Source organism: Mangrovibacterium lignilyticum, assembly GCF_010882175.1.
GTDB lineage: Bacteria > Bacteroidota > Bacteroidia > Bacteroidales > Prolixibacteraceae > Mangrovibacterium > Mangrovibacterium lignilyticum.
Window position 1 is genome coordinate 210,621 of the sequence record NZ_WKLH01000005.1, and the last position, 13,161, is coordinate 223,781.

At 43.9% G+C, this 13,161-nt stretch carries 12 protein-coding genes; 6 read left to right on the plus strand and 6 right to left on the minus strand.

The genetic code is table 11. The features are described 5' to 3' along the window. Nucleotides 1-5 precede the first annotated feature (5 nt). The 3 genes from GJV22_RS19730 to GJV22_RS19740 form a co-directional block, all read right to left on the minus strand. On the minus strand, nt 6-707 hold the full coding sequence (locus GJV22_RS19730; protein WP_163717865.1) for a DUF2490 domain-containing protein: 702 nt from the start codon (nt 705-707) through the stop codon (nt 6-8). A 20-nt stretch (nt 708-727) separates the two neighbouring features. After that, nucleotides 728-1,459, minus strand: a complete 732-nt coding sequence (locus tag GJV22_RS19735; RefSeq protein ID WP_205461972.1) for a DUF4956 domain-containing protein — start codon at nt 1,457-1,459, stop codon at nt 728-730. Nucleotides 1,460-1,575: 116 nt separating this feature from the next. Then, on the minus strand, nt 1,576-2,688 hold the full coding sequence (locus GJV22_RS19740) for a glycosyltransferase family 4 protein (protein ID WP_163717867.1): 1,113 nt from the start codon (nt 2,686-2,688) through the stop codon (nt 1,576-1,578). Nucleotides 2,689-3,081: 393 nt separating this feature from the next. Here GJV22_RS19740 and GJV22_RS19745 point away from each other — a divergent pair, with 393 nt between their 5' ends. Continuing rightward, a complete protein-coding gene (locus GJV22_RS19745) occupies nt 3,082-3,801 on the plus strand; it encodes a peptidase (protein ID WP_163717869.1) in 720 nt (239 codons plus the stop codon). Nucleotides 3,802-3,853: 52 nt separating this feature from the next. Here GJV22_RS19745 and GJV22_RS19750 read toward each other — a convergent pair whose 3' ends face one another. From GJV22_RS19750 to GJV22_RS19760, 3 genes are all read right to left on the minus strand, one after another. After that, nucleotides 3,854-4,387 carry a GNAT family N-acetyltransferase gene (locus GJV22_RS19750; protein ID WP_163717871.1) on the minus strand — a complete coding sequence of 178 codons (534 nt, stop codon included), beginning with the start codon at nt 4,385-4,387 and terminating at the stop codon, nt 3,854-3,856. Nucleotide 4,388: 1 nt separating this feature from the next. Continuing rightward, a complete protein-coding gene (locus tag GJV22_RS19755) occupies nt 4,389-5,747 on the minus strand; it encodes a voltage-gated chloride channel family protein (RefSeq protein WP_163717873.1) in 1,359 nt (452 codons plus the stop codon). A 165-nt stretch (nt 5,748-5,912) separates the two neighbouring features. Continuing rightward, entirely contained in the window at nt 5,913-7,454 is a 1,542-nt protein-coding gene (locus GJV22_RS19760) for a PD40 domain-containing protein (RefSeq protein WP_163717875.1), read from the minus strand. A 393-nt stretch (nt 7,455-7,847) separates the two neighbouring features. Between GJV22_RS19760 and GJV22_RS19765 the strand changes: the two genes are divergently transcribed. The 5 genes from GJV22_RS19765 to GJV22_RS19785 all read left to right on the plus strand — a co-directional run bounded on the left by GJV22_RS19765 (nt 7,848) and on the right by GJV22_RS19785 (nt 13,098). Continuing rightward, complete coding sequence (locus GJV22_RS19765) at nt 7,848-8,333, plus strand: DoxX family membrane protein (RefSeq protein ID WP_163717877.1); 486 nt, start codon at nt 7,848-7,850, stop codon at nt 8,331-8,333. Between the two features lie 8 nt (nt 8,334-8,341). After that, nucleotides 8,342-9,904, plus strand: a complete 1,563-nt coding sequence (locus GJV22_RS19770; protein WP_163717879.1) for a Gfo/Idh/MocA family protein — start codon at nt 8,342-8,344, stop codon at nt 9,902-9,904. A gap of 68 nt (nt 9,905-9,972) precedes the next feature. After that, complete coding sequence (locus GJV22_RS19775) at nt 9,973-11,466, plus strand: Gfo/Idh/MocA family oxidoreductase (protein ID WP_163717881.1); 1,494 nt, start codon at nt 9,973-9,975, stop codon at nt 11,464-11,466. A 22-nt stretch (nt 11,467-11,488) separates the two neighbouring features. Continuing rightward, nucleotides 11,489-12,247: a 3-keto-disaccharide hydrolase gene (locus tag GJV22_RS19780; RefSeq protein ID WP_163717883.1), complete on the plus strand. Its 759-nt coding sequence runs from the start codon at nt 11,489-11,491 to the stop codon at nt 12,245-12,247. Next, nucleotides 12,244-13,098, plus strand: coding sequence for a sugar phosphate isomerase/epimerase family protein (locus GJV22_RS19785; RefSeq protein WP_163717885.1), 855 nt, complete (start codon nt 12,244-12,246; stop codon nt 13,096-13,098). The genes GJV22_RS19780 and GJV22_RS19785 overlap by 4 nt, the downstream gene beginning before the upstream one ends. Nucleotides 13,099-13,161: the final 63 nt, after the last annotated feature.

Below are 13,161 nucleotides of genomic sequence, written 5' to 3' on the forward strand. Positions count from 1 at the left end.
AAGTTTTATTCTTTGTTTTTCTTGTCTTTTAACTTGAATTTATATTCCACGCCAACAACCGAGAGGTCTACCGGATTCTTCACATTAATCTCGTGGTAGAGCTGCCCGTAAAGTGATAGCTCATTACGTTTGTTGAGTTTGTAACTCCCGGATAACTTGTATCGAATTTGATCGAACTTATTACCGTCCGGATTATTCAACTGGTAGTATGTTTCAACCGAGAAAGCCGGAGTGAATTTCGACTTGGGAATGTTATATTCCAGTTCGAAACGACTACGCCACCTTATTTTCGGGTTCATTTTATAATCCCGTTCACTCTCATCTTTGAAGGTTGTCTGCAGCCGTTCCCGTAAGCTAAACTTGAAATGATTCCATTTTACATTGCCGGTTGCAAACAGGTTCAAACGATGTCGTGGTTGAAAGTCGTCGTATTCAGTATCATTGAAATAGATAAACTGGTAACTCGTTCCGATTTTAAATCTTTTTGAAAGCTTATAGTCAACACCTAGTGTGGTGTACAGACCATGCAAATCGTTCAGGTTGTTTACCGAACGGACTTCTTCCGCGAGAGAAAAGGCCCAGTCCTTAAGCTCTTTTTCCAGTTCAAACCCGAACCAGGCTCCGAAATCTTTAGTCTGCGCATGGACTTTAACAGCTGTTGGTAAAAGGAAGAACAGCAGAATTGTAACAGTTTGTATTTTTCTCATTTTAAAAACTGAGTTAGATATTACATTGGAAATTGATTCATTTTCATATTGTCGGCAGTATTGATGTCTCCATTACCCGGATAAAATACTTTGATGTAGGCGATTTTCTTTTTAAAGTCAATCTGTCCAATCTCAAAACGAGTAACGTTTAAACCGGTCCTGTCACGCAAATCGTACAGTAAAGCTTGGTGCATGTTGGGTTTTAACAGGTCTAAACGCTCGTATATGATCGCTTTACTAGAGGTGTGTTTCAGTAAATGCTTGGTTTCCATCAACCAGGTCAGAATGACGAAAATCGCATTGGTAATTAGTAGTTCGGCTGTACTGTTTGTTCCGTTACTAAGCGCGTTGATAACAGAAATGCCAATAATAACAAAAAGGTAGGTCATTTCCCGAACAGGAAGAGAATCTGTTCGATACCGTAAAATTCCGAATATGGCAAAAAGTCCTAGGGCAAAACCGACTTTTATTTTTACACTTTCGAGCAGATAGACCATCAGAAAGATTGTTGAACTAACCATTAGAAAGGTGAATAAATAGTCGCGGCGGTGAGTCTTTCGGTAGTAGAAATAACCCATGATTACGCCTGTTACGATGAAGTTTAGTCCAAAGAAAAGTAAGAGCCCCAGGTAGGGTTTCTGATCAATCAGGCTGAATGTTTCTTCAGGGCCTGGCAGAATGTTTCCGGAGATTGTATTAATATCCAGTAATTCATCCGACTGCAAAAGCGTTTCAATTATATCGTCCATCATGGTATGCTGTTTAAACGGGTTTGTGTTTTGTTACAAATCCATTAAACTTTTAGAATACCCTACTTTTTGATCAAATTTTATGACGAAGAATTGGGATTGAGCTGGTTATTGTGCTTCTAACGGTTGTTGTATTTGCTTTTACGCCTGTTCTGGATGACGATCAAACGCATACGCCGCATCTTGCTCATCCGGTTATTGCGTTGGTAGATAACATTGACCATTGACCAGGTAAGAACTAAGATGAGGATGAAGACAATTGTTTGCGGAACTAACTGTTGCAGAAAAAGCGACAATGCAAACATCGTTAAACTCCAGCTTACCAATAAAAGACTTGACAACCGATGGCTTAAGCCGGATTTGATCAGCACATGGTGAATGTGATTCATATCAGGGCTGAAAGGCGACTTCCCGGCTTTGATGCGCATGTAAAAAACCCGGATCGTATCTGCCGTCGGGATAACCAGCAGGGCTAATAACAGTGATGGGATGGGTTTTAAATCGGGATATTCGTTGGTGACTTTGCTTGGATTCAGAAAGATGATACTCAGACTGGCAATGAGTATTCCAATAATAAGTGAACCGGTATCGCCCATGAAAATCTTATTCTTTTTGCTGAATAAATTATATCGGAGAAAGCCGAATAAACTTCCGGTAAAAGCGGCGCATATGATCGCATAGGCATTATTCCCAATAGCGTAAAACCACAAACCGGTGATCACTAAAAAAAGTATCGATATTCCGGCTGCAAGTCCGTCTATTCCATCAACCAGATTCATCGCATTGATGATAAACAAGTAGAAAAACAGGCTGATTGGAATACTAATCCAAATTGGTATATGAGTTATGAAAAATAAATTAGAAAGGTTGTCGATATGTAAGCTACCCAACGAAACCAAAACGACTGCTGCTAAAATTTGCATGAATAACTTGTTCCTGGGAGAACTGCCTATAATGTCATCTTTCAACCCCACAAAAAGCATTAAAACCATGCCGGCAAAAAGATATTGAATATTGTGTGGAATAGCTATGGGAAAAAACAGGATACTACTCAACGTTGCACCAATAAATATGGCGACTCCTCCTAAGTTCGGAATGACAATTTTATTGAGCTTCCGATGATTCGGCTCGTCAAACAGATTCTTTTCCTTCGATACTTTTATTATCGGAGGAATAGTTATAAGCGTTAACACAAAAGCAACAATAAAAGACAGAGAAACGGATAGTAGCATGGTATAAGTTTTTCGGGGAACCAAGCAAAAATAGGAATTCTAACCGTCGCATTGAATTTTCGGGGAGATTAAAATTGAAGATGATGAGAAGGAGACGTCAGCCAATGTGCTAATTTCTCAATTGTACAAGCTTTATCTTGTAGAGACTTTGCAGATGAAATCACTATTCCGCCACGGTGAATGGAGAGGCGTTTTCTATTTGATGGTGTAGCTCTTAAAGGTTAATTTTTCCAGCAACTGAAAAAATATCTTTCAAGGACAACAAAGTACAAAATCATTTTAGCTATAATTGTGTAACATCGGATGTGCCTTTGGGCTATAACCTTCAATAAGAAAGAAGTTTTCCGGGAATTTGAATTGAAATTAAGTTGAAATAAAAAATAGCAAGCCTCTATGACTTACTGTATAGGTATTAAATTGAAGGCCGGGTTGGTAGCACTAAGTGATACCCGGATCACTTCAGGACACGAAACGACTACGGCCCGTAAATACACGATTTACGAAAAAGGAGATCAGCATGTTTTTTTGATGACCTCAGGATTACGTTCCGTGCGTGATAAAACCCTCACGTATTTCTCGGAAATATTAAACGATAAATTGGATAGTTTCGAAAAGCTTTATGAGGTAGTCAATGCCTTGGGAGACCAGATCAAGCGCGTAGCCAATGAAGACAAACGCAGCTTGGCTGAAGGAGGTCTTGATTTTAATATCAATACCATTGTAGGGGGTAAATTGGTAGGGGACAAGGAGCATAAGTTGTACATGTTGTATCCGCAAGGGAACTGGATTGAAGTCGGAGAGGGAACTCCTTTCTGTATCATTGGCAATTCCGGTTACGGAACACCAATTTTACGTCGAACGTTGACTCCTGATTCCAGCATTCGGTTTGCTTTGAAAACAGGTTTCCTGTCCTTCGACTCAACCCGCGTTTCAGCCAATGATGTTGGTTATCCGATTGATGTGATGATTTACGAAAAGGATAGCGAAAAAATTAAAGTGAAGCGTTTTCAGGAAGGAGATTTACACTACATCTCCAAGCTTTGGGGCGACGAGCTCACCCAGGCAGTAAGTGAAATACCTGAAGATTGGGTGGACAGTATTTTAGACGAGTAATACGAAAGACAATTTTGAAATCAGGATTTTGGAAACAAGGTCCTGATTTTTTTTATGCGCCAAATGCCGGATCAAAAACAACGGTTCCGCTAACGCCCCGCAATGCTCCGGGAAGTAGCTCCTTCACCATGCAATTGATTTCCGGTGCTTCAATGGGCATGTTGATTTCGTATTTGCTGCATAACTCGTAACCAAAGCGTGGGTAATAATTTTCGTGACCAACCAGAACGACAGATCCAAATCCCATTTCTTTTGCTTTTTTATGTGCCGCTTCGATTAGCTTGCTACCAATTCCCTGGTTCTGAAATTCAGGTAAAACAGAAATGGGGGCCAGCACTAATGATTCGTGTGATTGACCTTCTCCTTTAATTTTGATTTTCGTCAGTAAAATATGGCCCACAATTTTGCCATCGGATGTGCAGGCAACCATCGAGAGTTCCGGGATAAAAGAGTTAGATGTTCGCAAGCGTTCAACCAGAAACTGTTCCTGGTGGTCGCTAATTTCCAGTGTCCGGAAAGCTTCTTCAGTCAATTTGAAAACAGCTGAATAATCCGCTTCTGTCTCCTGTCTAATAGTGACTATCATGTCAGTGTTTTTTACCTTTTTTCTTTTTGGTTTCCCAAATTTGCTTGAGGGTCTGATTTGTTTCGGTTTGATAATCAAATTCCCCCTTCGAAACCCCCAGACGTTGAGATGAGTAAATACCTGAATTACCACTGAAATAGTAGGCGATAAAACAGGCGATGGCATAGTAAAGCACGTGTTCACCACCAAAAAGTTCAACGCCCATTAAGGTACAAGCCATCGGGGTGTTGGTGGCTCCTGCAAATACGGCAATAAAGCCAAGTGCTGCAAATAAATCAACCGGGTTGCCAGTTAGTGTGGCAACAGTGTTTCCCAGGGTTGCCCCGATAAAAAACAGGGGAGTTACCTCACCTCCTTTGAAGCCGGTTCCAAGTGTAACAGCCGTAAAAACAAGTTTCCAGAACCAGCTCATCAGGTCAGCGCCATCAGTTTTAAACGCATTTACCAAACTTACTCCGGTACCATCGGCAGTGGTAACACCAATACCCAAATAATCGCGGGTGCCAAGCATGAAGGTCATGGCAATCACGATGATCCCACCAATCACGGGAATCATCAACTTGTGCTTGATGTATTTATGTGAGAGCTCTTTAATTTCGTGTGTCAGAAAGGAGAAGGCGTTTCCAGCCAGACCAAAGAAAACAGCGGCAATAATCACAAAAAAGATCAACTTCAGATCGAAATGCATGAAAGAGAAAGTCGATTGCACATGGTCATGAAAATCGACGTGGTAATGAGTGTGTTTAATTCCATAGGATGAGCAAACGATATCTGCCATCAACGAAGCAGACAGCGCCGGGAATAAAGCGTCATATTTGATTTTGCCGAATGCCAATACTTCCAACGCAAAAATAGCTCCGGCAATTGGCGTTCCGAAAACCGCACCGAAACCTGCTGCAACACCGGAAATTAGCAGAATGCGTAAATCATCGTGCTTCAGCTTTAAAAACTTGCCCACGAAGGCAGCCATGCTACCACCAATTTGCACCGCTGTACCTTCTCGTCCGGCCGAACCGCCAAACAAGTGCGTTACTACGGTTGTGATGAGAACGAACGGAGCCATGCGCGCAGGAATACCCCCACCAGGTTTATGGATTTCATCCATCACCAGGTTGTTTCCCGCCTCCGCGTTTTTTCCCCGAAACCGGTATAAGGCCACAATTGCCACACCTGCTACTGGTAATAAATAGAGCAACCACCCGTATTCCCAGCGGGTTTTGGTCGCCAGATCGAGCAAATAGAGAAAAATAGCGACTAAACTACCGGATATGGCAGCAACAGGAAGGGTCAACAAAAACCACTTGAATACATATTTGAAAATGTAAACTTGATCAAGATGACGTTTTAGTTTCAGGGGCATAAGCAATAAAATCAAATATCAGCATTCGGACGAGAGCCAGAATTGCCAGGTTTGTTGGCTGCAAATTTATCCCAAATATGCAGAATGGGGCTAAATTTCAGCTTTCTGATTCTTCTCGGCTTTGCAAGTTAATGCAAATTAAACAAACATGGTGTTAATGCCGGTTTACTCGATGACTGTGTTGCTGACAAAGGCAATCTTTTTGCCATCAGGTGACCAGTTGAAAACATTCATGCTGCCTTGTCCGCCGTACAGATAAGCAATAACCGTTGGTGTTCCACCTTTAGCCGGCATGGTGCGAATAGCTACCCGTTTGTAAAAGGGGTGGTCATCGGCTGCGATCTCCTGTGGATATGAAATGAAAACCAATTGGCTTCCATCGGGTGAAACGTGCGGAAACCAATCGTTGAATTCATCAAATGTTAATTGGGTTTGTTCGCTTCCGTCCGCGTTCATTCGGTAAACCTGCATGGTACCAGTTCGTGTGGAACAGAAATAAATGAATTGCCCGTCTGCAGAATATTCTGATCCGTCATCTAATCCTGGAGTGTCTGTCAGTTGAATTTCTTCTTTTGTTTGAAGCTCGATTTTGTATAAATCTAACTGGGCCGCATTGTTCCGTCCTCCGGTGAAAACAGCAAATTGCTTGTCGGGTGAAAAACCATGCAGATAGGAGGGGCCTTCATTGGTGAGGCGTTCCGGTGTTCCGCCCGCTGCCGGGAGTGTGTAAATTAAAGAAGCGTCATTGGGATCTTCCGTATGATCGCTTATGCCTAACAGTTGCCCATCGAAGGATAAAACGTGGTCGTTATTATTGTTTTGTGCCAAACCGGTATCAATTTCTTTGGAAGAATAATCTGCCAGGTTCAGCGCATAGATTTTTCCTTCGCAGTTGTAGTAAAGCAATTGGCCATCGGGAGACCAATTGGGTGCCTGCAGCGATTTTGGGGAACTGAAAATAATATTTCGTTTACCACTTTCCAGATCAAGGATCTCAATGTGGCTGCCGATGTAGTCTTTGTAAGGTACAAAATCGTTGGGTGCAGGAATGCTCAGGCGGACATTGTCGAAAACGGCTTCTTCCAACACTCCCTTATCGTGCGAACAAACAAAAAGGCCCAGGTACAATTCCTGGCTCAGATCTGATTCATCCAACCCGATCGATTGCATGGCTTCACCTTCAACTGCCATCGAAAAAGTAAACTTCTGACCCTGTCGTTCCAGTCGGATAATGTTTGGAGCCGAAAGCTCAGAACGGACTTCCTCTGTATTGCTGTTTGTATGAGGCCTGAATTGCAGGGCCGCCAGCCCGTCGCCATGAACCACTGCACTCACATGAGCCGCCCCACCGAACAACTCTTCCCGAACCATGATTCCTATTTTGCGATGTTCATTTTCTCCTTCACCAATAAATTTGATACGAGCGGTAAGTATGAAATCACCGGTGATTTTTTGTGATATAAATTGAAATTCATCTTTGTCAAACCAAATGTTTTCACCAGCGCCAGCCAAATGATATTCGCCCGAAATTGAATCGAATGAAGCGCTGCCTTCCAACTTTGGAAAACCAATGTCAGACTGGAAATTAAACTGCCCGATGTGGACTTCCTTTTTGTTTTCACAAGAGTTAAGCATAAAATTTAAAGTTGAAGAGCTAATAACGAGGAGTAGGAGGTTGACCAATCGATTAGTAAAATGATGTGTCATAAGTTGTTCGTTTAGTTGGTTTAAGATCGTTTAGGTTTTTCAATGTGTTTCGACGCAATAGGCTAATTTAGCGAATAACTTGAAAAAGTGTTTTGATTTTTGACAGGAATGTAAGCTCGATTGGTATTATATGTAACATATTTCTTTTGAGGATTCGATTCACTAACTTACAGACTTAATTTTAAAGAAGTCAACACTGCCCGCTACGCGATAGTTGAGAAAAATAGAATTCTTAATTATAAGCCCCGTTGAATCATTGTATATGCAGAGAGATCAGATGGTGAAGAAACAAATGCAAGCTTTCAACTTTTGGAAAACGGCATGAGTAAAACAGCTGACTTTCTGGTATTAGATACATTAGACCTGAATCAATATTTACTATAAACCAAACCAATGAAATCAGAAATTAGCTATTCGAAAGCGCAACTGGTTATTTTAGTCAGTTCACGTGTTTTGATTGGCTGGTACTGCCTTTACGAAGGAATGATTAAATGGATAAATCCATCCTGGTCGGCCTTCGCCTTTTTAAATGATTCGCAGGGATGGCTCGCTCCTTTTTTTCACTCCTTTGCAGCTAATCCAACCAGTCTTTCTGTTGTTAACTTTTTAAATATTTACGGATTAATCGCGATAGGGCTTGGCTTGATTCTGGGCTTATTTACCCGGATGGCGACAGTATCCGGAATTGTATTAATCTTCCTGTATTTTCTATCTCATCCGGCTCTTATAAACACATCTTACATGTTGCCTTCGGGCGAAAGTGCGATGTGGGTGAATAAGAATCTGATTTTCGTTTTCTTATTACTCATTTTGCTGGTTTATCCAACGGGAGACCGAATCGGACTGGATCGACTATTGTTTAACCGCTTCAAAAATTAACCGGAGAAATGGAAGATAAAAAGAATAAAAAACAGGCTTTTTCAAGAAGGGACTTGCTAAAAGGCTTTGCCACCCTACCTGTTATTGGAGCTTTTGGTTACGGCATGTTCCGCGAGTGGAATGCTGACCGCTTGCGGCAAAACTCAATAGCCAGCGAGTTGGGCTTGAATTTCGATGAACATCCAATTGCAGTTCCATCCAAATCAGATGGCAAAACACTTCGAATTGGAATTATCGGCTACGGTATTCGTGGTGAGCAGCTCATGCGTGCTGCCGGATTTTCCCGGCCTGAATTGGTTGATGATTGGAAGCGCGGAGCACAGCGAAATGTCAATGACCGGCGTTACGGTGATTACCAGGAACAGGAAGATTTGAATATTGTCATTACAGCTGTCTGTGATTTGTTTGATGTGCATGCTGAAAATGCCTTGAAAGCAGCCTCCAATAGTAATCGTTCGGGAGTTGATGGACCAATGAATCAAACGGCGAAACGTTACCGGCGTTATACCGATTTAATCAATGCAGACGATGTGGATGCCGTTATTATTGCGACTCCCGATCATTGGCATGCGAGAATGGTGGTTGACGCAGCGAAAGCCGGAAAACATGTGTATGTTGAAAAAGGCTTGACACGAACCGTAGAGGAAGTGTTTGACGTTCGCAAGGCAGTGAAAGAAAGCGGCATTGTGATGCAGCTGGGACATCAGGGACGACAAACGGCAAGCTACAACAAAGCAAAAGAAATCATCGATAAAGATATTTTGGGAAAGATTAGCCTGATTGAGGTATGTACCAATCGGAACGATCCCAATGGAGCCTGGGTGTATGATATTCACCCGAACGGGAGTCCGGAAACGATCGACTGGAGCCAGTTTGTAGAACCAACGAATCCGCACCCTTTCAGTTTGGAGCGTTTTTTTCGCTGGCGGTGTTGGTGGGATTACGGAACCGGCTTGTCCGGTGATTTGCTGACGCATGAATATGATGCGCTCAACCAGGTTCTGCATTTGGGAATTCCACATTCTACGGTTGCATCAGGCGGCGTGTATTTTTACAAGGACGGCCGTGAAGTGCCCGACGTGTTTCAGGCGGTGATGGAGTATCCCGACCGTGATCTGACTTTCCTATACAGTGCCTCGCTGGCCAGTGAGCGTTTCCGCGGTAAAGTGATCATGGGACACGATGCCAGCATGGAAATGGAAAATACGCTGACAGTGACCCCGGATAATCGATCAACGCGGTACAAAGATCAATTGCAGGCGGGTGTTATGTCGTCCGACAAGCCAATGATTACTTACATCCCGGGAAAGTCGAATGTCGATGCAGTGACGTCTGCCACCGAGCAGTATTTTGCCAGTCGTGGCCTGCTGTACACCTATGTACAGGGTAAGCGGGTTGATACAACTCATTTGCATATCCGGGAATGGTTGAACTGCATTCGCAGCGGAGAACAGCCAAGCTGTAATATCGATCAGGCTTTCGAGGAAGCCATTACCGCTCACATGGCGACAATCGCTTTGCGCGAAAACCGGAAGGTATTTTGGGATGCGGAAAGTGAGAAAATCGTTTAATAAGCTTTTATGAAACCTAAAAAATAGCTGTGTCATTTCATTATTAACCAATTAAAACAAATTAATCCATGAGTGAAAACAAAAAGTCAACCGGCTTTAGCCGAAGACAATTTTTAGGACGAACTGCTGCTGCCGCGGCAGGGATTACCATTTTACCCAGTCATGTTATTGCCGGGTTAGGACATAAAGCTCCCAGTGATAAGTTGAATATTGTCGGTGTGGGTGTCGGCGGTATGGGCTTCGCCAACCTGAAAAATATGAAGTCGGAAAATATCATTGGTTTGTGTGATGTGGATTGGAAATACGCGAAAGGTTGCTTCGACCATTTCCCGAAAGCCGAGAAGTTTAAAGACTGGCGTGAAATGTACGATAAACTGGGTAATTCCATCGACGGCGTTGTTATTGCAACGGCCGACCATACCCACGCCATTACGGCTTCTCATGCCATAGCCATGGGCAAACATGTTTACCTGCAAAAACCGCTGACTCACACGGTTTACGAATCACGACTGTTGACCAAACTGGCTGCGAAATACAACGTGGCTACATCAATGGGAAACCAGGGGGCGTCGGGTGATGGAGTAAACCTTTCAACCGAATGGATTGCCAATGGTGAAATTGGCGAGGTAACCAAAGTTGAAGCTTTTACCGATCGTCCGATCTGGCCTCAAGGTTTAAATACACCTGAAAACGGCCAACAGGTGCCGGAAACACTGGACTGGGACTTATTTGTCGGACCAGCAAAGATGCGCCCGTACAACGAAATCTATCATCCGTGGAACTGGCGTGGCTGGTGGGATTATGGTACCGGTGCGTTGGGCGATATGGCCTGCCATATTTTACACCCGGTATTTGTAGGCCTGGAACTGGGTTATCCAACTATTGCCCAGGGTAACTCTACTTTATTGCTGAATGATTGTGCTCCCGTGGCGCAATCGGTGAAATTGACTTTCCCAGAACGTTCAGCCTCAAAGAACATGAAAATTAAACTACCGGAGGTTGACGTGCATTGGTACGATGGTGGGATCAAGCCAATGTTGCCGGAGGGATGGCCTGCCGGACGCGATATGAATGATTCAGGTGGTGGTGTGATCTTCCACGGTACGAAAGATAAACTGATTTGCGGATGTTACGGAAAAGATCCCTGGTTGCTGTCAGGGAGAAAGCCGAAAGCCCCCGAATTCCGTCGAAGAGTTAAGACCAGCCACGAAATGGATTGGGTACGTGCCTGCAAGGAAAGCCCGGAAAACCGCACACCAACAGCTTCCGATTTTAGTGAAGCAGGTCCGTTCAACGAAATGGTTGTAATGGGTGTGCTGGCTGTTCGCCTGCAAGCATTGAACAAGCCGCTGGAGTGGAATGGTGAGAAAATGGAATTCACCAACCTGAAGGACAACGAGACGATTCAAACTGTCGTCAGAGACGGATTCAAAATACATGATGGTCACCCGACTTTTGATAAAACATGGACTGACCCGGTTTCGGCCAAAGCTTTTGCTGCCGAGCTGATCAAACATACTTATCGTGCACCGTGGTCATTACCCGATATGCCTTCAATTTAAAAACTTTAAATCGTTATAAATTATGAAACAAATAACTCGTTTAGCTGCATTTTCAGCACTTGTAATTTTAATCTCTTCCTGTACGGAGAAGGTTGGGCCCAACCAATTAACCAGCAAAGAAAAGGCAGACGGTTGGGTGTTGTTGTTCGATGGCCAAAGCATGGACCAGTGGCGTGGCTATTGTAAAGATGCCGTTCCCGGTGCCTGGATGGTTGATGACGGTACGATCCACATTCAAGGATCGGGTCGCGGTGAAGCTGGTGCCAATAATGGTGGCGATATCATCACGATGAAGAAATACCGGAACTTCGAATTATCGCTCGAATGGAAGATTTCGGAAGGCGGAAACAGTGGTATCTTCTACCTGGCGCAGGAAAAATGTGGTAACGACAGCGTACCCGGAGCACCGATTTACGAATCGTCGCCTGAAATGCAGGTACTGGATAACGACCGTCATCCCGATGCGAAATTGGGTAAAGATGGGAACCGCAAGGCCGGATCGTTGTACGATCTGATTCCGGCAGTGCCACAAAATGCCAATCCTGCCGGAGAATGGAATAAAGTGCTGATCACGGTTTACAAAGGAACTGTCATTCATAACCAAAACGGTGAGAATGTGGTTGAGTACCATTTGTGGACAGACGACTGGAAGGCCATGTGTGCCGACAGTAAGTTTGCCGATTGGCCCGACTTCATTAATACAGCCGAAGAAGGTTACATCGGTTTGCAGGATCACGGTGACGATGCCTGGTTTAGAAACATTAGAATTCGTGAACTATGAGCCGGAAACTCAGTTTTGTGTTGTTACTGACATTGGCTGCCGGATTTGCTTCGGGTCAGCAAGAGGTTGAAAAGAAGCAAATCGGTATCCAGCTTTGGTCGGTGCGTGATGCTTTGAAGGACGATGTTCCCGGAACCATTGAGCAGTTGGGACAGATTGGCTACTCCTTTGTTGAGGCTGCCGGGTACAACGATGGTCAATTTTACGGCATGGAGCCAACCGAATTTAAGGCGCTTCTCGAAAAGAACGGGATGACCATGAAAGGTTCTCACGCCGGTATAAATTTACCCAAGGAAGGAGAGTGGGATTCGGCCATGAATTGGTGGGATCAGTGTATTGCTGCGCACAAAGCGGCCGGCGCCGAGTGGATTGTGAAACCATCGATGGGCGATGAAGCTTATCGCAGTTTGGAAACCCTTCAACGTTATTGCGACTATTATAACGCCATTGGCGAGAAGTGCAATGCCGCCGGAATTCAGTTTGGTTACCACAACCATGCACACGAGTTCGAGACAAAATTGGACGGACAACTTTTCTACGACTACCTGCTGCAACATACCGATCCCGACAAAGTGATGTTCGAGTTGGATTTGTATTGGATTAAAGAAGGCGGAAAAGAAGCGCTCGATTATTTCAAGCAGTATCCGGGCCGTTTTGAACTTTACCATGTGAAGGATGAAACGGAACTGGGAGGCAAGGACGCAACAATGGATTTCAAACCGCTGTTTGAGGCAAGCCGGCAAGCGGGCATGAAAAACTACATTGTTGAGGTGGAGCGTTACCATTACGATCCGATGGAAAGTGTCCGTATGAGCTACGATTTTCTGAATCAGGCGGAGTATACGCACTGATTTGGACGCGATTGAATGTATTTATTTGGCAAGGGCCGTTATCCGAAAGGGTGACGGCCTTTT

Bases quoted from the DNA above. Each gene is read 5' to 3' on its own strand.
- GJV22_RS19730 (WP_163717865.1), bottom strand. From the start codon at position 707: ATGAGAAAAATACAAACTGTTACAATTCTGCTGTTCTTCCTTTTACCA.
- GJV22_RS19735 (WP_205461972.1), bottom strand. From the start codon at position 1,459: ATGATGGACGATATAATTGAAACGCTTTTGCAGTCGGATGAATTACTG.
- GJV22_RS19740 (WP_163717867.1), bottom strand. From the start codon at position 2,688: ATGCTACTATCCGTTTCTCTGTCTTTTATTGTTGCTTTTGTGTTAACG.
- GJV22_RS19745 (WP_163717869.1), top strand. From the start codon at position 3,082: ATGACTTACTGTATAGGTATTAAATTGAAGGCCGGGTTGGTAGCACTA.
- GJV22_RS19750 (WP_163717871.1), bottom strand. From the start codon at position 4,387: ATGATAGTCACTATTAGACAGGAGACAGAAGCGGATTATTCAGCTGTT.
- GJV22_RS19755 (WP_163717873.1), bottom strand. From the start codon at position 5,747: ATGCCCCTGAAACTAAAACGTCATCTTGATCAAGTTTACATTTTCAAA.
- GJV22_RS19760 (WP_163717875.1), bottom strand. From the start codon at position 7,454: ATGACACATCATTTTACTAATCGATTGGTCAACCTCCTACTCCTCGTT.
- GJV22_RS19765 (WP_163717877.1), top strand. From the start codon at position 7,848: ATGAAATCAGAAATTAGCTATTCGAAAGCGCAACTGGTTATTTTAGTC.
- GJV22_RS19770 (WP_163717879.1), top strand. From the start codon at position 8,342: ATGGAAGATAAAAAGAATAAAAAACAGGCTTTTTCAAGAAGGGACTTG.
- GJV22_RS19775 (WP_163717881.1), top strand. From the start codon at position 9,973: ATGAGTGAAAACAAAAAGTCAACCGGCTTTAGCCGAAGACAATTTTTA.
- GJV22_RS19780 (WP_163717883.1), top strand. From the start codon at position 11,489: ATGAAACAAATAACTCGTTTAGCTGCATTTTCAGCACTTGTAATTTTA.
- GJV22_RS19785 (WP_163717885.1), top strand. From the start codon at position 12,244: ATGAGCCGGAAACTCAGTTTTGTGTTGTTACTGACATTGGCTGCCGGA.